Origin of the sequence: Klebsiella electrica (genome assembly GCF_006711645.1) — a bacterium.
Taxonomy (GTDB): domain Bacteria; phylum Pseudomonadota; class Gammaproteobacteria; order Enterobacterales; family Enterobacteriaceae; genus Klebsiella; species Klebsiella electrica.
On record NZ_CP041247.1, the window covers coordinates 651,477 to 672,062 of the forward strand.

Here is a 20,586-nt window from a genome sequence, read left to right on the forward strand (position 1 = left end):
TAAGGACACCATTTGGAAAGCCTGTTAAATCTGCCTCTGGCTGGTGAGACCAGAGTCAGGATATTACAAATTACTGATACTCACCTGTTTGCTGAAAAACATGAAACGCTGTTAGGTATCAATACCTGGGAAAGCTACCAGGCCGTGCTGGATGCCATCCATGCCTCACAGCGTCCATGCGATCTTATAGTGGCAACAGGCGATCTGGCGCAGGACCATTCCGCCGCGGCCTATCAGCACTTTGCTGAAGGTATCGCGAGTTTTGCCGCGCCCTGCGTCTGGTTGCCGGGCAACCATGACTTCCAGCCGGCGATGTACAGCACGCTGCTGGAATCGGGTATTTCCCCGGCCAAGCGGGTCTTGCTGGGCGAGCACTGGCAAATCTTGCTGCTCGACAGCCAGGTGTTTGGCGTTCCCCACGGCGAGCTGAGCGACTTTCAGCTTGAGTGGCTGGAACAGAAGCTGGCGGAAGAGCCTGAGCGCCATACGCTGCTGCTGTTGCATCACCATCCGCTCCCTTCGGGTTGTAGCTGGTTGGATCAACACAGCCTGCGTAATGCCGGGGCTCTGGATCGCGCGCTGTCCGCTTTTCCGCGCGTAAAGCATTTACTCTGCGGCCATATTCACCAGGAACTGGACCTCAACTGGAACGGGCGGCGGATGATGGCCACGCCTTCGACCTGCGTACAATTTAAGCCGCACTGCGCCAATTTTACCCTGGACACCCTTTCTCCCGGCTGGCGCTGGCTGGAACTGCACGCCGACGGTACTTTGACCACCGAGGTTTGCCGCCTTAACGGCGTGAAGTTTCACCCGGATATCGCTTCAGAAGGATACTGATGGCTACGCTCCTTTATCTGCATGGTTTTAACAGTTCACCGCGGTCGGCCAAAGCGACGGCGCTGAAGGACTGGCTGACGCAGACCTTTCCCGAGATTACGATGGTGGTGCCTGAGCTGCCCGCTTACCCGGCAGACGCGGCGGAGATGCTGGAAGCCATTGTGCTGGAACGCGGCGGGGAACCGCTGGGGGTGGTGGGGTCTTCGCTGGGAGGCTACTATGCCACCTGGCTATCGCAGTGTTTTATGCTGCCGACGGTGGTGGTTAACCCGGCGGTGCGCCCGTTTGAACTGCTGAACAATTTCCTTGGCCCCAATGAGAATCCGTACACGGGGCAGCAATATGTGCTAGAGTCACGCCATATTTACGATCTCAAAGTCATGCAAATCGACCCGCTGGAAGCGCCTGATTTAATCTGGCTGTTGCAGCAAACGGGCGATGAAGTGCTTGATTACCGCCAGGCCGTTGCTTACTACGCCTCATGCCGGCAGACGGTAGAGGAGGGCGGCAATCACGCATTTGTCGGCTTTGAAGATCATTTCACTCAGATTATCGATTTTCTGGGTTTGCGTTAAGCATTCCTGGACTACCTACGAATACACACCATGACGCAATCTTCATATAACGCTGATGCCATTGAGGTACTCACCGGGCTAGAGCCGGTTCGCCGCCGTCCAGGGATGTACACTGACACAACACGTCCTAACCATCTAGGTCAGGAAGTTATTGATAACAGTGTGGATGAAGCACTGGCTGGCCATGCGAAACGCGTGGAGGTCATTCTTCATGCCGATCAATCGCTGGAAGTGATCGACGATGGCCGCGGGATGCCGGTTGATATCCACCCGGAAGAAGGGGTTCCGGCGGTTGAGCTGATCCTGTGCCGGCTGCATGCGGGCGGCAAATTCTCCAGCAAGAATTACCAGTTCTCGGGGGGGCTGCACGGGGTGGGTATTTCGGTGGTCAACGCCCTGTCGAAGCGCGTGGAAGTGAACGTCCGCCGCGATGGCCAGATCTACAGCATCGCCTTCGAGAATGGCGATAAAGTTGAAGATCTCCACGTCACCGGCACCTGCGGTAAACGCAATACCGGAACCAGCGTGCATTTCTGGCCGGATGAGCATTTCTTTGATAGCCCGCGCTTTTCCGTCTCGCGCCTGACGCATGTGCTCAAAGCCAAAGCCGTGCTCTGCCCTGGAGTCGAGATTGTCTTCCGTGACCAGGTAAACAACAGCGAACAGCGCTGGTGTTACCAGGACGGCCTGACTGACTACCTGTGCGAAGCGGTGAACGGCCTGCCGCTGCTGCCGGAAAAACCGTTCGTCGGCAACTTCTCCGGCGAAACCGAAGCGGTCGACTGGGCGCTGCTGTGGCTACCGGAAGGCGGGGAGCTGCTGACCGAAAGCTACGTTAACCTGATCCCGACCATGCAGGGCGGTACCCATGTTAACGGTCTGCGCCAGGGGCTGCTCGAAGCGATGCGCGAGTTCTGTGAATATCGCAATATCCTGCCGCGCGGCGTGAAGCTGTCTGCGGAAGATATCTGGGATCGCTGTGCCTACGTGCTGTCGGTGAAAATGCAGGATCCGCAGTTTGCCGGTCAGACCAAAGAGCGCCTCTCTTCGCGTCAGTGCGCGGCGTTTGTCTCCGGCGTGGTAAAAGATGCCTTTAGCTTGTGGCTGAACCAGAACGTTCAGGCCGCGGAGCTGCTTGCCGAAATGGCCATCTCCAGCGCCCAGCGCCGGATGCGCGCGGCGAAAAAGGTGGTGCGTAAAAAGCTGACCAGCGGTCCCGCGTTGCCGGGTAAGCTGGCGGACTGTACCGCTCAGGATCTGAACCGTACCGAGCTGTTTCTGGTGGAAGGGGACTCGGCGGGCGGTTCTGCCAAGCAGGCGCGCGATCGGGAATATCAGGCGATCATGCCGCTGAAGGGTAAAATCCTTAATACCTGGGAAGTTTCGTCTGATGAAGTGCTGGCGTCGCAAGAGGTCCACGACATTTCGGTGGCGATCGGTATCGATCCGGACAGCGACGACTTAAGTCAGCTTCGCTACGGCAAGATTTGTATTCTCGCGGATGCGGACTCCGACGGCCTGCACATTGCCACGCTGCTGTGCGCGCTGTTTGTGAAGCACTTCCGCACGCTGGTGAAACACGGGCACGTCCACGTTGCGCTGCCGCCTTTGTACCGTATCGATCTCGGCAAAGAGGTTTACTACGCCCTGACGGAAGAAGAGAAAGCCGGCGTGCTGGAGCAGCTCAAACGGAAGAAGGGCAAACCGAACGTCCAGCGCTTTAAAGGGCTGGGTGAGATGAACCCGATGCAGCTGCGCGAAACCACGCTTGACCCGAATACCCGCCGCCTGGTGCAGTTGATTATCAGCGATGAGGATGAGCAGCAGACCACGGCGATGATGGATATGCTGTTAGCCAAGAAACGTTCGGAAGATCGTCGTAACTGGCTGCAGGAGAAAGGGGATATGGCGGATCTGGAAGCCTGACCTGCTGCTTAATCAGAACTGGCGCCCCGCCAGTTCTGACTCACTTCGGGTGTTTTTCTTCGTGCGACCTTAAATGCCGGACTGCAGAATGCGGATGCTGGTCTCCAGCACGTCGCCTTTTACCGCTTCAGCGTAGGCTTTCATATGCGGAGTTTGCAGATGCGCTTCGAGATGGGCAACGCTTTCCCACTGTTCAACCATGACGATTGAATCCGGCGAGGTGCTCTGGAAACTCACGCCGGCGGCGTGGTCAACCAGCGGCGCATAGCCGTGGCAGCCCTCTTCCTGTAAAACGACCGGAACAAGTTTTGCAAACTGATCAAGTACCGCCTGGCGATGGTGTTGGCCCGGGCGTGTGCGAATTTCTGCGATCACTGTCAACATGATTAACTCAACTCCTTCTGTATGTAGATCTTTAGTTAACCAAAAATCTGCGCCAGATGCTTGCGATATTCTGCTATGTCACGCGGAACATCCGGCATTTTAATGACGTCGTTGGCGATAAAGGTCGGCAGAGGGGTCATGCCGAGGAACTGGTTGGCTTTATGGAACGGCAGATACACGCCGTCAACGCCCACGCCGTGGAAGAACTGATCTTTATCGGTGAAGGCATCCATCGGCGCGTTCCAGGTCAGGGAGAGCATGTACTGCTTGCCCTGAATCAGGCCGCCGGAACCGTATTTCTGGCTGGCGTCGGAGCGGGTGCGCCCGTCGCTGGCATACAGCGAGCCGTGGCCTTCGGTGAAGACATCATCAATATATTTCTTCACGGTCCACGGCGCGCCCATCCACCAGCCCGGCATTTGCCAGATAACCACATCGGCCCAGAGGAAATTCTGCACTTCTTGTTGGACGTCGTAATCGCTTTCCGCACGGACGATTTTAACATCATGCCCGGCGTCGCGCAGATAGCCATCCGCGACCTCGGTCAGGGTGTCATTCAACTGGCCGTTTGAATGGGCGAATTTCTTCGCGCCGTTGATAATCAGGATATTGCTCATTTTTTACCCTTCAGGTTTCGAGTTTGTCACTGATTTTATCCCGCAAGGCGGGGCGGTAAAATGAGCAAAATGTGCAAAGTCTTTTGCGTTAATTGCAATAATGGCTACCAGCGCACGCGCGCCGTAAAACCGCCTCCGGGCGCGTTGCTGAAGTCTGCCGTCATCCGGTGCAGCGCGGCAATGCGCCGGACGATTGATAAGCCCAGTCCGCTACCGGGCTCATCCTGGCCGGGAGGGCGATAGAAGCGCTCGCCGATGCGCGCTAGCGCTGCGGGGCTGACGCCTGGGCCATTATCGCGTACGGAAAACTCACGAGCATCAACAGTGATATCGACCTGGCTGCCGCGCGGGCTGTAGCGCACGGCATTATCCAGCAGATTGCGTACCAGCAGACTCAGTAGCAGCGGCTGGCCAGGCTGCGTGACCTGCGTTGCGTGCAGATGCAGGCGTAGCTCAATGCCCGCCTGTTGCGCAGTGTGGTACATCTCCATGACCGACGATTGCAGCAGCTCATCGATGGCAATCGTATGCACATCCTCAAGCTGCGCCAGAGAATCGAGGCGCGACAACGTTAAAAGCTGGTCTACCAGCCGGGTTGCGCGGTCAATTCCTTCATGCAGCTGCGCCAGCGCTTTCTCCCGCCCCTGCGGGTCGTCCATTGACAGCTGCGCGACTTCGGTCTGCACCTTCAGCGCCGCAAGCGGGCTGCGCAACTCGTGTGCGGCATCGGAGGTAAACCGGCGCTCGCGTATCATGGTGTCATGCGTACGAGCAAACAGCTGATTCAGGGCATCGACCAGCGGCCGGACTTCACTGGGCACCTTGTCGACGTTAAGCGATTCCGCCGAGTCCGGCGCGCGCAGGCGCAGCGTTCTGGCCAGCTGTTTTAACGGCGCCAGCTCCCGGCTCAGCAGCACAATCAGCAGCAGGAACATCAGCGGTAGCGCCACCAGCCAGGGAGTCAACTGGGAGGTGACGATATCCAGCGCCATTTCCCGCCGGTAGTCCCACTCCTGACCCACGACAATACGGTAGCGGCCATCGCCGGTGGTTAACTGCAGGAAGCGCCATTCATCATCATCGTTATCCAGATAGCCATCGCTGAAGCCTTCCCGACGATTTTGCCACGGGATGTCCTGACCATTCTCGCCGTCGTGAAGCAGACGCTTACCGTCAGCCGTGAAAATCGTGAACGCCAGCGCGTCGTCATCGAGATGGCCGTGTTTGATCTTCTTTTTTGTCTGCATCGGGGCCGTGAGCGCGTGTAGCTCGTCGAAATTGATGGCGCTCAGCCGACGGGCAAACAGCAGCTGTTGGGTATCAAAGAGCTTATCCAGCTTGTCCGTGGTGTGTTGCCAGGCAATAACACAGGCGATGCCCCAGGCCGCGCTGGTCAGCAGGAAAAAAAGCAGCGTCAGGCGGACGCGCAGGCTAAGTCGTTTCATGCATCACCGAGGGTATAGCCGATCCCGTGAACGGTACGAATAAATTCACTGCCGAGCTTACGGCGCAGGTGATGAACGTGCACCTCGACCGCATTGCTGGAGACATCGTCATCCCAGGTATAGAGTTTCTCTTCAATGAGCTTGCGCGGCAGAACGCGTCCGGCATTGCGCATCAGCAGCTCCAGCAAGGCGAACTCTTTTGGCTTCAGCACCAGGTTGTCGCCGTTCGTCGTCACGGTCAGGCCAATGGGATCGAGCGCAACGTGGCCATGGCACAGTTCGCTGCTGCTCTGGCCGTGGGCGCGACGAATCAGGGCCTCCAGCCGGGCGGCAACTTCAATCAGCGCGAAAGGTTTACACAGATAGTCATCGGCGCCGAGGCGCAGCCCTTCAACCCGCTGGCTGAGCGCATCGCGGGCCGTGAGGATCAGTACCGGTTCGTGGCGGCCCTGATTACGCCATGCGCGCAGGATATCCAGCCCGTCGATGCCGGGCAGCGTCAGATCGAGGATCGCCGCATCATAGGGCGCCGTATAGAGCGCGGCTTTACCTTCTTCACCGCGGGTAAACCAGTCGATGCTGAAGCCCATTTTCGTCAGCCCGACTTTAATGCCATCGCCGATGAGCTTATCGTCTTCCACCACTAAAATGCGCATTGGCCGCTCCTGTGGCTGTCATGAATACGCGCAGTAAACCGCGTTGTGGCAGGCACTGTACAGGAATAAAATTTCTTTTTTCTGCTTAAGAAGTTGTTAAGTTTTGCCTGATGTAATCAGGGTCATATAACCAGACAAGGAGAACATCTTATGAAGAAAATGGCTGCAATGACCGCGATCGTCGCTTTAGTTTGTCTGCCGGTGCTGGCTGCTGAACAAGGGGGTTTTAGCGGACCGGGGGCGACGCAAACCAGTCAGACGTCAACGCAAAAAGGCGGTTTTATTGGCCCGGGCGGGAGCGTCACGACGGTGGAAAACGCCAAATCGTTGCGTGATGACACCTGGGTGACCCTGCGCGGTAAAATAGTGCAGCGGGTCTCTGACGATCTGTATAAATTCCAGGACGCCTCCGGGACGGTGAATGTGGATATCGATCATAAGCGCTGGAACGGTCTGACCGTCACGCCGCAGGACAGCGTTGAGATCCAGGGGGAGGTCGACAAAGACTGGAACTCGGTCGAAATCGATGTGAAGCAAATAACGAAAGTCGCACCGTAAGCCCGACATCGCGCAAGATCGGTCAGGAATCGCTATCCTCGCTCTGCCAGAGTATGTCCGCAGGAGGAGACGATGAACGAGACTAGGATGAACCCGGCGTACGTCGGGCGTTTTCAGCGCGTGTGTTTATACATTGAGCGTCATCTGGATGAGCCCCTGTCGCTGGAGACGCTGAGCGCGATCGCGCATTGCTCGCCGTATCACTTTCACCGGCAATTCACCGCCTGTAGCGGCGTACCGCTGTATCGCTATATCCAGTGGCTACGTCTGCGCCGCGCCTGCTGGCGCCTGGCGTTCAGGCCGCAGGATAAAATCATCGATATTGCCCTTGATGCCGGGTTTCAGAATCCGGAGTCGTTCAGTCGTGCCTTCCGTGCCGCGTTCGCTCAAAGCCCCAGCCAGTTCCGTCAACAGCCGGACTGGCAGGAGTGGCATCGACGCGTACCGAAACATACATTACAGGAGCAACATCCGATGACAGTTAAAATAGTCCAGTTCCCTGACACCCAGGTGGCGATGTTGCGCCACCGCGGCAGTCCTGATTTGGTCAATGCTACGGCGGCGCAGTTTATCGCCTGGCGCAAGGCGAGCGGGTTATCGCCGGTCGCCACCTGCGCGACCTGGGGCGTGTCGTGGGACGATCCTGCGACCACTCCCGCTGACGATTTTCGTTTTGATATCTGCGGGTCGGTCAATGAACCGATAGCGGAAAACGCCTTTGGCGTGGTGAATGGCGCTATTCCGGGCGGGCGATGCGCGCTGGCGCGTCACCACGGCTCTCTGGATACGCTCGCGCAAAGCGTCTGGTCTCTCTACCGCGACTGGCTACCGACGTCGGGTGAAACGCTACGCGATTTTCCGCTGTTTTTCCGTTACCTCAACTTCGTGCATGAAGTCGGCGAACACGAGCTCCAGACCGATATTTATCTGCCGCTGCGCTGATTAGCGCTAACGGAATCCTCAGCCGATCTCACGGCCTGTGACTCAGGGCGTGAGATCGGGTATTATCGCGGGTAGTTTTGCCGCCCGCACGGTCGGTACGCAGATTGAGGATTCACGATTAATGAGCGATATGGCAGAGCGCCTTGCGCTGCATGAATTTACGGAAAATGCTTACCTGAACTATTCCATGTACGTCATCATGGACAGGGCGTTGCCGTTTATTGGCGATGGTCTGAAGCCGGTCCAGCGTCGCATCGTTTACGCGATGTCTGAGCTGGGGCTGAACGCCAGCGCGAAGTTCAAAAAGTCCGCCCGCACCGTGGGTGATGTGCTGGGTAAATACCACCCGCACGGCGATAGCGCCTGCTATGAAGCGATGGTGCTGATGGCGCAGCCCTTCTCCTACCGCTACCCGCTGGTGGATGGGCAGGGGAACTGGGGGGCGCCGGACGATCCTAAATCCTTCGCCGCGATGCGTTATACCGAATCCCGTTTGTCAAAGTATGCGGAACTGCTGCTGGGCGAACTGGGACAGGGAACCGTCGACTGGGTGCCGAACTTCGACGGGACGATGCAGGAGCCGAAAATGCTGCCTGCGCGTCTGCCGAACATCCTGCTGAACGGCACTACCGGCATCGCCGTCGGTATGGCAACCGATATTCCTCCGCACAACCTGCGTGAAGTGGCGCAGGCGGCGATTACCCTGATCGAAAAACCGCAGACCTCGCTCGACGAGCTGCTGGATATCGTTCACGGGCCAGACTACCCGACCGAAGCCGAAATCATTACTCCGCGCGCGGAGATCCGCAAAATCTACCAGAACGGTCGCGGTTCGGTGCGGATGCGTGCGGTATGGAAAAAAGAGGATGGCGCGGTAGTGATTACGGCGTTGCCGCATCAGGTTTCCGGCGCCCGTGTGCTGGAGCAAATCGCCGCTCAGATGCGCAACAAAAAGCTGCCGATGGTTGACGATCTGCGCGATGAGTCGGACCACGAAAACCCGACGCGCCTGGTGATCGTCCCGCGTTCGAATCGCGTGGATATGGAACAGGTGATGAATCATCTGTTCGCGACCACCGATCTTGAAAAAAGCTATCGCATCAACCTGAACATGATCGGCCTCGACAACCGTCCGGCGGTGAAAAACCTGCTGGAGATCCTCGCGGAGTGGCTGACCTTCCGCCGCGATACCGTGCGTCGCCGTCTGAACTACCGCCTGGAGAAAGTGCTCAAGCGCCTGCACATTCTCGAAGGTTTGCTGGTCGCGTTCCTTAATATCGATGAAGTGATTGAAATTATCCGCCACGAGGATGAGCCGAAGCCGGCCCTGATGTCGCGTTTTGGCATCAGCGAAACCCAGGCGGAAGCGATCCTTGAGCTGAAACTGCGCCACCTCGCCCGACTGGAAGAGATGAAGATCCGCGGCGAGCAGAGCGATCTGGAAAAAGAGCGCGATCGGCTGCAGGCGATTCTGGCCTCTGAACGGAAGATGAACAACCTGCTGAAGAAAGAGCTGCAGGCCGACGCCGAGACCTTTGGCGACGATCGTCGTTCACCGCTGCGCGAGCGCGAAGAAGCAAAAGCGATGAGCGAGCACGACATGCTGCCGTCTGAGCCGGTGACCATCGTGCTGTCGCAAATGGGCTGGGTGCGGAGCGCCAAAGGCCACGATATTGACGCGCAGGGTCTGAGCTATAAAGCGGGCGATAGCTGGAAAGCGTCGTCGAAAGGCAAGAGCAACCAGCCGGTGGTGTTTATTGATACCACCGGGCGTAGCTATGCCATCGATCCGATCACGCTGCCGTCGGCACGCGGTCAGGGCGAGCCGATTACCAGCAAACTGACGCTACCACCGGGCGCCAGCGTTGAACATATGCTGATGGAAAGCGACGATCGCAAGCTGCTGATGGCCTCCGACGCTGGCTACGGTTTCGTCTGTATCTTTAACGATCTGGTGGCGCGCAACCGCGCGGGCAAGGCGCTGATTACGTTGCCGGATAACGCGCGCGTCATGACGCCGCTGGTGATCGAAGATGATGCTGACATGCTGCTGGCGATCACCTCTGCCGGGCGCATGCTGATGTTCCCGGTCAGCGACTTACCGCAGCTGTCAAAAGGTAAGGGGAATAAGATTATCAATATTCCGTCGGCGGAAGCGGCTTCCGGTCAGGATGGCCTGGCGCACTTGTTCGTGCTGCCGCCGCAGAGCACGCTGACTATCCACGTCGGGAAGCGCAAGATTAAACTGCGTCCGGAAGAGCTGCAAAAAGTCACCGGCGAAAGCGGTCGTCGCGGCTCGCTGATGCGCGGACTGCAGAAAATCGATCGTGTGGAAATCGATTCGCCGCGTCGGGCCTCGTCGGCGGACGATAGCGAAGAGTAAGACGGGCATCCCCCTGCTGGCAGGCAGGGGATGCTAAAATTTGCCGCAAAATCGTTGTTTATTCAGGTGTTGCGATTAACAATAGGCGCAAAATCATTCAAGATACGTTGGGCGGTCAGCAAATGACACCCGACGCCTGCAATCTGCTAAACAGCGAGTCAGTACCCTATAGACGTGAGTGACGCTTAAACGCGACGACGAGCGTGACAGGCGCGTCGTGCGCTGACGATGTACCGGGCGATATCGCCGTTCGCGCGCATACGAGCTGAAGTTTAACGGGTATTATTCTAAGCGGTTTGGGTTTTAGAGGTAGCTATGCTATTTATTTTTCGACTAATTGTTGTTGTTATTTACTGTATCTTCGTGTGTATATTTGGCTGTATTTACTGCTTGTTCAGCCCGCGTAATCCTAAACACGTTGCCACCTTCGGGCATCTGTTTGGCCGACTCTCTCCGCTGTTCGGCCTGAAGGTAGAAACGCGTAAGCCCGCTGATGCACAGAGCTACGGTAATGCTATCTACATCGCTAACCATCAGAACAACTATGATATGGTGACGGCGTCAAACATCGTACAGCCGCCGACCGTGACCGTGGGTAAAAAGAGCCTGGTGTGGATCCCGTTCTTTGGCCTGCTCTACTGGTTGACGGGGAACCTGCTGATTGACCGTAATAACCGGGCGAAAGCGCATGGCACTATCTCGCAGGTGGTTGATACGTTTAAAAAACGCAAAATCTCTTTCTGGATGTTCCCGGAAGGTACGCGTAGCCGCGGTCGCGGTTTGCTGCCCTTTAAAACCGGCGCTTTCCACGCGGCTATTGCCGCAGGCGTGCCGATTATTCCGGTATGCGTTTCCAATACATCGAATAAAATTAACCTCAATCGCCTGAACAATGGTCTGGTGATTGTCGAAATGCTGCCGCCGGTCGATACCAGCCAGTTTGGTAAAGAGGGCGTACGTGCGCTGGCAACGCACTGCCGCGAGCTGATGGCGGCGAAGATTGAAGAGCTGGATCGCGAAGTTGCTGAGCGCGAAGCGGCGGCAAAGAAATAAACAGGAACTGCTGCGATAACGCGAGCGCAGGGCTAGCGGGAAACGAATTCCCTTTTTGATGAGTTAGTATTCCATGGAGTTAATATGTCACTCAGTCGGCGTCAGTTTATCCAGGCTTCAGGCGTAGCGCTGTGCGCGGGAGCCGTGCCGCTGAACGCACATGCCGCCGGCCAGCAGCCAGCCTTGCCGGTTCCGCCGTTGCTGGAATCCCGCCGCGGTCAGCCGCTGTTTTTAACTCTGCAGCGGGCGCACTGGTCATTTACCCCGGGAACGCGCGCCTCGGTATGGGGCGTGAACGGCCGCTACCTCGGGCCGACGATCCGCGTGTGGAATGGCGATGATGTTAAGCTCATTTACAGCAACCGACTGACGGAAAACGTCGCCATGACCATCCGGGGCCTGCAGGTTCCCGGTCCGCTGATTGGCGGCGCGGCGCGAATGATGTCGCCGAACGCCGACTGGGCGCCGGTGCTGCCGATTCGCCAGAGTGCCGCCACGCTGTGGTATCAGGCCAACACGCCAAACCATATGGCGAAACAGGTCTATAACGGCCTCGCCGGCATGTGGCTGGTGGAGGATGAGGTCAGTAAGAACCTGCCAATCCCTAATCATTACGGCGTGGATGACTTCCCGGTGATTATTCAGGACAAGCGACTGGATAATTTCGGTACCCCGGAATACAGCGAACCCGGCAGCGGCGGTTTTGTCGGCGATACGCTGTTGGTGAACGGCGTGCAGAGCCCGTATGTCGAAGTGTCGCGCGGCTGGGTGCGCCTGCGCCTGCTGAACGCCTCTAACTCCCGTCGCTATCAGCTGCAGATGAGCGATGGCCGGCTGATACATGTTATCTCCGGCGACCAGGGCTTTTTATCCGCCCCGGTTTCGCTGAAACAGCTGTCGCTGGCTCCCGGCGAGCGGCGAGAAATTCTGGTGAATATGACCAACGGCGATGAGGTGTCGATTACCTGCGGCGAAGCGGCAAGCATCGTTGACCGTATCCGTGGCTTCTTCGAACCGTCGAGCATTCTGATTTCTACGCTGCTATTAACGTTGCGTCCGACGGGCCTGCTGCCGCTGGTCACCGATAGTCTGCCGGTACGTCTGCTGCCGACGGAGTTCCTGCCCGGCACGCCGCTTCGCTCGCGGGATATCTCCCTCGGCGACGATCCGGGGATTAACGGCAATCTGTGGGATCCGCAGCGCATTGATATCACCGCCCAGCAGGGCACCTGGGAGCGCTGGACGGTGCGCGCCGATCGGCCGCAGTCGTTCCATATAGAAGGCGTGATGTTCCAGGTACGTAACGTGAACGGGTCCGCACCGTTCCCGGAGGACCGCGGCTGGAAAGATACCGTCTGGGTCGACGGACAGGTGGAGCTGCTGGTGTACTACGCGCAGCCTTCCTGGCCGCACTTCCCGTTCCAGTTCCTGAGCCAGACGCTGGAGCTGGCCGACCGTGGCTCAATTGGCCAGATGCTGGTTAACCCGGCACCGTAATGGCGGATACCCTGGCCGAATCGCGGTCAGGGTATCCGAAAATCTCCCTTCATTTCTTTCGTCGATCCGGCTTATAATCGCCGCCCTTTGATTATTTTTTTATCACTTTTCCCGGAAGCAATATGAGCGCAATATCCCTGATCCAACCGGATCGTGACCTTTTTTCCTGGCCGCAGTACTGGGCCGCCTGCTTTGGCCCGGCGCCATTTTTACCAATGTCACGCGAAGAGATGGATCAACTTGGCTGGGATAGCTGCGACATTATCCTGGTCACCGGCGATGCATATGTCGATCATCCGAGCTTTGGGATGGCGATTTGCGGACGCATGCTGGAAGCGCAGGGATTCCGCGTCGGGATTATTTCTCAGCCTGACTGGAACAATAAAAATGACTTTATGCGCCTCGGCAAACCGAATCTGTTCTTCGGGGTCACCGCCGGCAATATGGACTCGATGATCAACCGCTACACCGCCGATCGTAAACTGCGCCACGATGATGCGTATACCGCGGGCAATGTCGCCGGTAAACGTCCTGACCGCGCCACGCTGGTTTATACCCAGCGCTGTAAAGAAGCGTGGAAGGATGTCCCGGTGATCCTCGGGGGGATCGAGGCCAGCCTGCGCCGTACCGCGCATTATGATTACTGGTCTGATACCGTGCGCCGTTCGGTGCTGGTGGATTCGAAGGCCGATATGCTGATGTTCGGTAATGGCGAACGTCCGCTGGTGGAAGTGGCGCATCGTCTGGCCGCCGGTGAGCCGATTAGCCACATTCGCGACGTGCGTAATACCGCCATTATGGTCAAAGAGGCGCTGCCGGGCTGGAGCGGCGTGGACTCTACCCGTCTGGATACGCCGGGTAAAATTGACCCCATCCCGCACCCGTATGGCGAAGACCTGCCGTGTGCGGATAACAACACCGTCGCGCCGCCAAAACAAGAAGCCAAACGCGTCACCGTGCAACCGCCGCGTCCGAAGCCGTGGGAAAAAACCTACGTCCTGCTGCCTTCCTTTGAGAAGGTCAAAGGGGACAAGGTGCTGTACGCGCATGCGTCGCGTATTCTGCATCATGAGACCAACCCGGGCTGCGCGCGCGCGTTGATGCAAAAGCACGGCGAGCGTTATATCTGGGTTAACCCGCCGGCTATCCCGCTGTCGACGGAAGAGATGGACAGCGTTTTTGCGCTGCCGTATAAGCGCGTCCCGCACCCGGCATATGGCGATAGCCGTATTCCGGCTTACGAGATGATTCGTTTCTCGATAAACATTATGCGCGGCTGTTTCGGCGGCTGTTCTTTCTGCTCTATCACCGAGCATGAAGGCCGCATCATTCAGAGCCGTTCCGAAGATTCGATCATCAACGAAATCGAAGCGATTCGCGACACGGTTCCCGGCTTTACCGGTGTTATCTCCGATCTTGGCGGCCCGACGGCCAACATGTATATGCTGCGCTGCAAGTCGCCGCGCGCGGAACAAACCTGTCGCCGTTTATCCTGCGTCTATCCGGATATCTGCCCGCACATGGATACCAACCATGAGCCGACGATCAATATCTATCGTCGCGCCCGCGATCTGAAAGGGATTAAAAAAATCCTTATCGCCTCAGGCGTGCGTTATGACATCGCCGTCGAGGATCCGCGCTATATCAAAGAGCTGGCGACTCACCATGTCGGCGGCTATCTGAAAATTGCTCCGGAACATACGGAAGAAGGCCCGCTGTCAAAAATGATGAAGCCGGGTATGGGAAGCTATGACCGTTTTAAAGAGCTGTTCGATACCTATTCGAAGCAGGCGGGCAAAGAGCAGTACCTGATTCCGTACTTTATCTCCGCGCACCCGGGTACGCGCGACGAAGATATGGTGAACCTGGCCCTGTGGCTGAAAAAACACCGTTTCCGTCTCGACCAGGTGCAGAACTTCTATCCGTCGCCGCTGGCCAACTCGACCACCATGTATTACACCGGCAAGAACCCGCTGGCTAAGATTGGCTATAAGAGTGAAGACGTTGTGGTGCCGAAAGGTGATAAACAGCGCCGTCTGCATAAAGCGCTGCTGCGTTACCACGATCCGGCGAACTGGCCGCTGATTCGTCAGGCGCTGGAGAGCATGGGCAAGAAGCATCTGATTGGATCGCGCCGCGACTGTCTGGTGCCTGCTCCGACGCTGGATGAGATGCGCGAAGCGCGTCGTCAGAACCGCAATACCCGCCCGGCGTTGACCAAGCATACGCCGATTACGCATCAGCGTTCGAACGGTGGGGAGACGGCGAGGAAGCCGATAAAACGCGGTAAGGTCGCCAGCCGTTAAGTTTGTCGGATGGCCCGGCGGCGCAGCGCTGACCGGGCCAGTAAAACGGTGAACCACCGGCCGGATCGGCATCCCGCCATCCGGCCTTTTTATATGTTATCCGCCGAACTGATCCGGATCCGGTCCCAGACGTTTGTTCTGGTCCAGTTTCGCCATCTCACCCAGTTCGTCTTTATCGAGACGGAAATCCCAGACGTTGAAGTTCTCCGCAATACGGGCCGGCGTCACGGATTTCGGAATCACCACCAGCCCGTTGTCCAGGTGCCAGCGGATAACAATCTGCGCGGGGGTTTTAGCGTATTTATCCGCCAGGTGATGAATAATTTTCCGGTCGAAAACGCCTTCTCCCCCCTGCGCCAGCGGGCTCCAGGATTCCGTCTGAATTTTATGCGTAGCGTTCCAGGCATGAAGCTGACGTTGCTGGAGTAAAGGATGAAGCTCTACCTGGTTTATCACCGGCACGATGCCGGTTTCATCCAGCAGTCGCTGGAGATGATGCACCTGGAAGTTACAGACGCCGATGCTTTTGACCAGCCCCTCTTTTTGCAGCTCAACCATGCCTTTCCAGGCGTCAACATAGTGATCAATCGCCGGAACCGGCCAGTGCATAAGATAGAGATCGACGTAATCGAGCTGCAGTTTACGCAGGCTCTCTTGTAGCGCCTCACGAGGACGTTTTTGGTCGTCGTTCCACAGTTTCGTGGTAATAAACAGCTGATCGCGGGGGATGTCTGCGCTGCGTAACGCATTGCCGACACCGGTCTCATTTTGGTAGGCGGCGGCGGTGTCAAAAGAGCGATAACCGACTTCCAGCGCCTTATGAATGGCGGAGACGACTTCCTCGTTGCCTGCTTTCCACACGCCGAGACCCAGTTGTGGCATCAGGTTGCCGTCGTGCAGTTTTATAACGGTTGGATGTGTCATGCCTTCCTCCTGTTAATGAAACTCAGCGGTGTACATTCCGCTAAGGGGTAGCATTAAGTCTGGACGAAATAGCTAAAAACGGTAGTAAAACTCTTCTCCTTCCCGCAAGTTCACGGCAAGGAGAAGAGAGGGGGAAAGGGAAACTTAGCGTGCCGCCTCGTAAATCCGGCGGCTGACCTCAAGGGTGATATCCTTATTTTCACCCAGCGCCGTCATGCCGTGCTCTTCCAGTTTAGCCAGTAACGCCGGAATGGAGCTACCGTCCAGACCGTAGTCGGAAAGACGGGTCGGTACGCCGAGCTGTTCGAAGAAGTGACGCGTCGCGGCGATCGCGGCATCGATACGTTCGTCTTCAGAACCCTCGGTAATATTCCAGACGCGGGCGGCATACTGCAGCAGCTTCGCGCGTTTAGTCTCGCGTTTTTCATTCCACAATACTGGCAGCACGATAGCCAGCGTCTGGGCATGGTCGAGGCCATGCATCGCGGTCAGTTCGTGACCCAGCATATGCGTTGCCCAGTCCTGGGGAACACCGGCACCGATCAGGCCGTTTAACGCCTGGGTCGCGGCCCACATGATATTGGCGCGAACGTCGTAATTTTCTGGTTCTTTCAGCGCTTTCGGGCCCTCTTCAATCAGGGTCAGCAGGATGCCTTCGGCAAAGCGATCCTGAATTTTGCCATCGACCGGATAGGTGACGTACTGTTCAACGGTATGGACAAATGCGTCAACAACGCCATTGGCCACCTGACGCGGCGGCAGGGTATAGGTGTAAACCGGATCGAGGATCGCAAACACCGGCTGCACATGAGAAGACATAAAGGCGCGTTTGTCACCGGTGGTTTTACGCGAAACCACGGCGCCTTTATTGGATTCGGAACCGGTTGCCGGCAGCGTCAGCACGGAGCCCATCGGAATAGCGCTTGTCACATGGCTGCCGTAGGTTTCGAGAATTTCCCACGGATCGACGTTTTCATCATAGTGCGCCGCCGCGGCGATGAATTTGGTGCCATCCAGTACCGAACCGCCGCCGACGGCGAGCAGGAAGGTGACGTTTTGTTCACGGGCGATTTTCACCGCCTTCATCAGCGTTTCGTAAGAGGGGTTTGGTTCAATCCCGCCAAACTCCAGAACGTCGAAGCCGTTCAGGGCGTTGAGGACCTGATCGAGCACGCCGGTTTTCTTCACGCTGCCGCCGCCGTAGGTCACCAGAATCCGGGCATCCGCCGGGATTTGAGCGCGCAGGTTGTCGATGGCGCCTTTACCAAACAGGATGCGGGTTGGGGTATGTAGATCGAAATTATTCATTATTCGTGCCCTCAAAAAAAGAAAACTGCCGGCTGAGAGGAGGCCTCGGCCAGATGACGATCATTGTGGTCTCGTCGCCGGTTCCTCTCAATGCACATTCCTGCCGTTGTCTTGCCCATTTCTCCATCGGGCTGGAGAAAAGGCAGAAAGATGCGCACAATGCAGAGGTGAGAAAACGTCTGGAGAATTACCGAAAATGAACCGCGCCGAGATATGCCAGCTGCTGACGGAAAAGGTTAATGCACTGAAAGATAAAGAAGAAAATCTCAGCGCGCTGCTGCCCGATATTCGCCTGTTGTACGGCACGCAGCCGGGTACCCGCACGCCGGTAATGTACCAGCCAGGCATTGTTTTTCTCTTTTCAGGTCATAAAATTGGCTACATCAATGAGCGGACTTTCCGCTATGACACCAATGAATACCTGCTGTTGACGGTGCCGCTGCCGTTTGAGTGCGAGACCTTCGCGACGCCAGAGGTGCCGCTTGCGGGATTGCGCCTGAATGTGGATATTCTTCAGCTACAGGAGCTGTTGATGGACATTGGCGAGGACGCGCTGTTTCAGCCCTCGATGGCCTCCAGCGGCATCAACTCGGCGGCGCTATCGGAGGAGATCCTGTGCGCGGCGGAAAGGCTGCTGGATGTGATGGAGCGGCCGCTGGATGCGCGTATTCTCGGCAAACAGATCATCCGCGAGATCCTCTATTACGTGCTCACCGGGCCATGCGGCGGGGCGCTGCTGGCGCTGGTCAGCCGACAAACCCACTTCAGCCTGATTAGCCGCGTCCTGAAGCGCATTGAAAGCCAGTACACCGAAAACCTCAGTGTCGATCAACTGGCGGCGGAGGCCAACATGAGCGTCTCGGCGTTTCATCATAATTTCAAATCGGTGACCAGCACCTCACCGCTGCAGTACCTCAAAAGCTATCGCTTACATAAGGCGCGGATGCTGATGATTCATGACGGGATGAAAGCCAGCGCCGCGGCGATGCGCGTCGGCTACGAGAGCGCGTCGCAGTTTAGCCGTGAATTTAAACGCTATTTTGGTATGACGCCGGGAGAAGATGCGGCGCGGATCAGAACGATTCAGGGCATGTGACGGGAAATCAGTCCCGGGAAGGGCTGCTGCGCCACTCCCGGGAAGGCTCTGTCAGGCGTTACAGAATTTTTTCTTGATAACCACCACCAGGGTGCCCACCAGCCCGGCCACCAGCAGCGCGATCGGCAGAATCATCAGGCAGGTCATGACCTGGTCTTCATGTCGCTTCACGAACGGGATCATGCTGAGCGCATAGCCCAGACCGGTGACCACGCCTACCCACAGCAGCGCGCTGAGCCAGTTGAAGAACTGAAAGCGGCGGTTGGAGAGCCCGGAAATGCCGGCCATCGTTGGCAGCAGGGTGCGCACGAAGGCGAGGAAACGACCGGCCAGTAGCGCCAGAAGACCATGTTTATCAAACATACAGGTCGCGCGCTGATGGTACTTCTGCGGCAGATGGGCGAGCCAGCCTTTGACGGTTTCGGTATTGCCGAGCCAGCGCCCTTGCAGATAGCTCAACCAGCAGCCGAGGCTGGCAGCGGCGGTAAGGATGGCTAGAGTCGGCACAAAGTCCATGACGCCTTTGGCTATGAGCGCTCCGGCGAGCAGCAGCAGGCTGTCCCCGGGTAAAAATGAAGCGGGCAGCAGACCGTTTTCCAGAAACAATGTCATGAACATGACCAGATATACAACGCCCACGACCTGGGGGTTTGCCAGCGCGGCAAAATCATGTTGCCACAGGGCGGCGACAATCTCTTGAATGACAACCATGGACTTTCCTAAGTGGTACCGTATTTTTGACTAGTGTACTCCTGAAGAGCCCCGAACACCTTGATCTCGGGCGCAACAACAGCGGCCGCCTTACGTAAAACGTCCGCTATTGTTGCCACTCGCTGTCACTTTACACGATACGCGAGAAGCCTGCCGCTAAATCCGTCAACAGATCGTCAACATTTTCTAAACCGATATGGACGCGAATCAGCGTACCGCTGAAATCGACTTCAGCTTCCGGACGGATGGCGGCGATTTGTTCCGGCTGGTTAGCCAGAATCAGCGATTCAAAACCGCCCCAGGAATAGGCCATGCTGAACAAGCTGAAGTTGTCGAGATACGCAGCAAGCTCGGCGTCGGTCAGGCGTTTATTGAGGACAAATGAGAACAGACCGCTGCTGCCGGTAAAATCGCGCTTCCAGAACTCATGACCCTTGCTGCCCGGTAGCGCCGGGTGGTTGACGCGCGCGACCTGCGGATGTTGCGCCAGCCATTCGGCGATACGCAGGCTGCTTTCATGATGTTGACGCAGGCGGACGCCAAGGGTGCGCAGGCCGCGGCTGGTCATATAGGCGGTATCCGCATCGACCATTTGCCCCATCAGGTAGGCATTTTCCCGCAGCTGATCCCAGCAGCGCGCGTTGGATACCGCGGTGCCGACCATTGCATCAGAGTGGCCAATCAGGTATTTCGTCCCGGCCTGAATCGAAATATCGACGCCGAAATCCAGCGCTTTAAACAACACGCCGGCAGCCCAGGTGTTGTCGATCATGATAATCGCCTGCGGAGCAACGCGGCGGACGGCGGCAACAATTGCCGGAACGTCGTGAACTTCCATGGTGATAGAGCCGGGTGATTCCAGGAACACCACCCGGGTGTTCGGTTGAATCTGGCGGGCAATATCGGCGCCAGCTAGCGGATCGAACCAGCTGGTGGTGACGCCGAGCTTCGCGAGGATTTTAGTGCAAAAGTCCTGGCTGGGCTCATACGCGGTGTTGGTCATCAGGACATGGTCGCCTTGTTCGACGAAGGCCAGAATGGTATTGGCAACGGCTGCGGCGCCGCAGGGAAACAGCGCGCATCCCGCGCCGCCTTCCAGTTCGCACATCGCTTCCTGTAACGAAAAGTGGGTCAATGTCCCGCGACGACCGTAAAACAGTTCGCCTTTTGCCCGGTTGCGGGTGGCGTGCTTTTTAGCTTCGACACTCTCGAACACCAGCGATGAAGCCCGCTGAATCACGCTGTTGACCGAGCCCTGAGTATATTTTTTGCTGCGCCCGGCATTGACCAGCGCGGTATCAAGATGTTTATCAGCCATGTTTTTTTACCTGGTTTTATACGTCTGGACGTCTAAACTAGCACGAA

At 57.1% G+C, this 20,586-nt stretch carries 17 protein-coding genes and 1 pseudogene; 10 read left to right on the top strand and 8 right to left on the bottom strand.

Going from position 1 to position 20,586, the window contains the following annotated elements; all coding sequences use genetic code 11:
• Positions 1 to 12: 12 nt before the first annotated feature.
• Genes cpdA through parE form a run of 3 tightly spaced genes read left to right on the top strand, consistent with a single transcriptional unit; the run spans position 13 to position 3,341 of the window.
• On the top strand, positions 13 to 840 hold the full coding sequence (cpdA, locus tag Electrica_RS03160) for a 3',5'-cyclic-AMP phosphodiesterase (protein ID WP_131048533.1): 828 nt from the start codon (positions 13 to 15) through the stop codon (positions 838 to 840).
• Positions 840 to 1,415 carry an esterase YqiA gene (yqiA, locus tag Electrica_RS03165; protein WP_100683507.1) on the top strand — a complete coding sequence of 192 codons (576 nt, stop codon included), beginning with the start codon at positions 840 to 842 and terminating at the stop codon, positions 1,413 to 1,415. Before cpdA ends, yqiA begins: the two co-directional genes overlap by 1 nt.
• Before the next feature lie 30 nt (positions 1,416 to 1,445).
• Positions 1,446 to 3,341 (top strand): DNA topoisomerase IV subunit B, encoded by a 1,896-nt coding sequence (parE, locus tag Electrica_RS03170; protein ID WP_131048534.1) that lies wholly within the window; start codon positions 1,446 to 1,448, stop codon positions 3,339 to 3,341.
• A gap of 69 nt (positions 3,342 to 3,410) precedes the next feature.
• On the opposite strand, the gene Electrica_RS03175 is transcribed toward parE, so the two are convergent.
• The 4 genes from Electrica_RS03175 to qseB all read right to left on the bottom strand — a co-directional run bounded on the left by Electrica_RS03175 (position 3,411) and on the right by qseB (position 6,443).
• On the bottom strand, positions 3,411 to 3,725 hold the full coding sequence (locus Electrica_RS03175; RefSeq protein ID WP_004867760.1) for a putative quinol monooxygenase: 315 nt from the start codon (positions 3,723 to 3,725) through the stop codon (positions 3,411 to 3,413).
• 35 nt (positions 3,726 to 3,760) lie between these two features.
• On the bottom strand, positions 3,761 to 4,342 hold the full coding sequence (locus tag Electrica_RS03180) for an NAD(P)H-dependent oxidoreductase (protein WP_100683505.1): 582 nt from the start codon (positions 4,340 to 4,342) through the stop codon (positions 3,761 to 3,763).
• A 104-nt stretch (positions 4,343 to 4,446) separates the two neighbouring features.
• Positions 4,447 to 5,787, bottom strand: coding sequence for a quorum sensing histidine kinase QseC (gene qseC / locus Electrica_RS03185; protein WP_141963404.1), 1,341 nt, complete (start codon positions 5,785 to 5,787; stop codon positions 4,447 to 4,449).
• On the bottom strand, positions 5,784 to 6,443 hold the full coding sequence (gene qseB, locus Electrica_RS03190; protein ID WP_141963406.1) for a quorum sensing response regulator transcription factor QseB: 660 nt from the start codon (positions 6,441 to 6,443) through the stop codon (positions 5,784 to 5,786). The genes qseC and qseB overlap by 4 nt, the downstream gene beginning before the upstream one ends.
• Before the next feature lie 150 nt (positions 6,444 to 6,593).
• Between qseB and Electrica_RS03195 the strand changes: the two genes are divergently transcribed.
• From Electrica_RS03195 to Electrica_RS03220, 6 genes and pseudogenes are all read left to right on the top strand, one after another.
• The gene (locus tag Electrica_RS03195; protein ID WP_131048537.1) at positions 6,594 to 7,001 is read left to right on the top strand and encodes a YgiW/YdeI family stress tolerance OB fold protein; all 408 of its coding nucleotides are present in this window, start codon (positions 6,594 to 6,596) and stop codon (positions 6,999 to 7,001) included.
• Positions 7,002 to 7,073: 72 nt separating this feature from the next.
• Complete coding sequence (locus tag Electrica_RS03200) at positions 7,074 to 7,943, top strand: AraC family transcriptional regulator (protein WP_131048538.1); 870 nt, start codon at positions 7,074 to 7,076, stop codon at positions 7,941 to 7,943.
• 121 nt (positions 7,944 to 8,064) lie between these two features.
• Positions 8,065 to 10,326, top strand: coding sequence for a DNA topoisomerase IV subunit A (parC, locus tag Electrica_RS03205; RefSeq protein ID WP_141963408.1), 2,262 nt, complete (start codon positions 8,065 to 8,067; stop codon positions 10,324 to 10,326).
• Between the two features lie 315 nt (positions 10,327 to 10,641).
• Positions 10,642 to 11,379 carry a 1-acylglycerol-3-phosphate O-acyltransferase gene (gene plsC, locus Electrica_RS03210; RefSeq protein WP_100683501.1) on the top strand — a complete coding sequence of 246 codons (738 nt, stop codon included), beginning with the start codon at positions 10,642 to 10,644 and terminating at the stop codon, positions 11,377 to 11,379.
• Positions 11,380 to 11,463: 84 nt separating this feature from the next.
• Positions 11,464 to 12,876, top strand: coding sequence for a cell division protein FtsP (gene ftsP / locus Electrica_RS03215; RefSeq protein ID WP_141963410.1), 1,413 nt, complete (start codon positions 11,464 to 11,466; stop codon positions 12,874 to 12,876).
• Positions 12,877 to 12,909: 33 nt separating this feature from the next.
• Positions 12,910 to 15,182: pseudogene (locus Electrica_RS03220) on the top strand (YgiQ family radical SAM protein).
• 96 nt (positions 15,183 to 15,278) lie between these two features.
• Here the strand turns inward: Electrica_RS03220 and dkgA are convergent.
• A complete protein-coding gene (gene dkgA / locus Electrica_RS03225) occupies positions 15,279 to 16,106 on the bottom strand; it encodes a 2,5-didehydrogluconate reductase DkgA (protein WP_100683498.1) in 828 nt (275 codons plus the stop codon).
• Between the two features lie 144 nt (positions 16,107 to 16,250).
• Entirely contained in the window at positions 16,251 to 17,414 is a 1,164-nt protein-coding gene (gene yqhD, locus Electrica_RS03230; protein WP_131048542.1) for an alcohol dehydrogenase, read from the bottom strand.
• 196 nt (positions 17,415 to 17,610) lie between these two features.
• On the opposite strand from yqhD, the gene Electrica_RS03235 reads away from it, so the two are divergent.
• Positions 17,611 to 18,510 carry an AraC family transcriptional regulator gene (locus tag Electrica_RS03235; RefSeq protein ID WP_131048543.1) on the top strand — a complete coding sequence of 300 codons (900 nt, stop codon included), beginning with the start codon at positions 17,611 to 17,613 and terminating at the stop codon, positions 18,508 to 18,510.
• Positions 18,511 to 18,561: 51 nt separating this feature from the next.
• On the opposite strand, the gene yghB is transcribed toward Electrica_RS03235, so the two are convergent.
• Positions 18,562 to 19,221 carry a DedA family general envelope maintenance protein YghB gene (gene yghB / locus Electrica_RS03240; RefSeq protein WP_100683495.1) on the bottom strand — a complete coding sequence of 220 codons (660 nt, stop codon included), beginning with the start codon at positions 19,219 to 19,221 and terminating at the stop codon, positions 18,562 to 18,564.
• Between the two features lie 130 nt (positions 19,222 to 19,351).
• The gene (gene metC, locus Electrica_RS03245) at positions 19,352 to 20,539 is read right to left on the bottom strand and encodes a cystathionine beta-lyase (protein WP_100683494.1); all 1,188 of its coding nucleotides are present in this window, start codon (positions 20,537 to 20,539) and stop codon (positions 19,352 to 19,354) included.
• Positions 20,540 to 20,586 lie beyond the last annotated feature (47 nt).

Bases quoted from the DNA above. Each gene is read 5' to 3' on its own strand.
- parC (WP_141963408.1), top strand. From the start codon at position 8,065: ATGAGCGATATGGCAGAGCGCCTTGCGCTGCATGAATTTACGGAAAAT.
- ftsP (WP_141963410.1), top strand. From the start codon at position 11,464: ATGTCACTCAGTCGGCGTCAGTTTATCCAGGCTTCAGGCGTAGCGCTG.
- yqhD (WP_131048542.1), bottom strand. From the start codon at position 17,414: ATGAATAATTTCGATCTACATACCCCAACCCGCATCCTGTTTGGTAAA.
- plsC (WP_100683501.1), top strand. From the start codon at position 10,642: ATGCTATTTATTTTTCGACTAATTGTTGTTGTTATTTACTGTATCTTC.
- Electrica_RS03235 (WP_131048543.1), top strand. From the start codon at position 17,611: ATGAACCGCGCCGAGATATGCCAGCTGCTGACGGAAAAGGTTAATGCA.
- Electrica_RS03200 (WP_131048538.1), top strand. From the start codon at position 7,074: ATGAACGAGACTAGGATGAACCCGGCGTACGTCGGGCGTTTTCAGCGC.
- yqiA (WP_100683507.1), top strand. From the start codon at position 840: ATGGCTACGCTCCTTTATCTGCATGGTTTTAACAGTTCACCGCGGTCG.
- Electrica_RS03195 (WP_131048537.1), top strand. From the start codon at position 6,594: ATGAAGAAAATGGCTGCAATGACCGCGATCGTCGCTTTAGTTTGTCTG.
- Electrica_RS03180 (WP_100683505.1), bottom strand. From the start codon at position 4,342: ATGAGCAATATCCTGATTATCAACGGCGCGAAGAAATTCGCCCATTCA.
- parE (WP_131048534.1), top strand. From the start codon at position 1,446: ATGACGCAATCTTCATATAACGCTGATGCCATTGAGGTACTCACCGGG.
- Electrica_RS03175 (WP_004867760.1), bottom strand. From the start codon at position 3,725: ATGTTGACAGTGATCGCAGAAATTCGCACACGCCCGGGCCAACACCAT.
- yghB (WP_100683495.1), bottom strand. From the start codon at position 19,221: ATGGTTGTCATTCAAGAGATTGTCGCCGCCCTGTGGCAACATGATTTT.
- qseB (WP_141963406.1), bottom strand. From the start codon at position 6,443: ATGCGCATTTTAGTGGTGGAAGACGATAAGCTCATCGGCGATGGCATT.
- dkgA (WP_100683498.1), bottom strand. From the start codon at position 16,106: ATGACACATCCAACCGTTATAAAACTGCACGACGGCAACCTGATGCCA.
- qseC (WP_141963404.1), bottom strand. From the start codon at position 5,787: ATGAAACGACTTAGCCTGCGCGTCCGCCTGACGCTGCTTTTTTTCCTG.
- metC (WP_100683494.1), bottom strand. From the start codon at position 20,539: ATGGCTGATAAACATCTTGATACCGCGCTGGTCAATGCCGGGCGCAGC.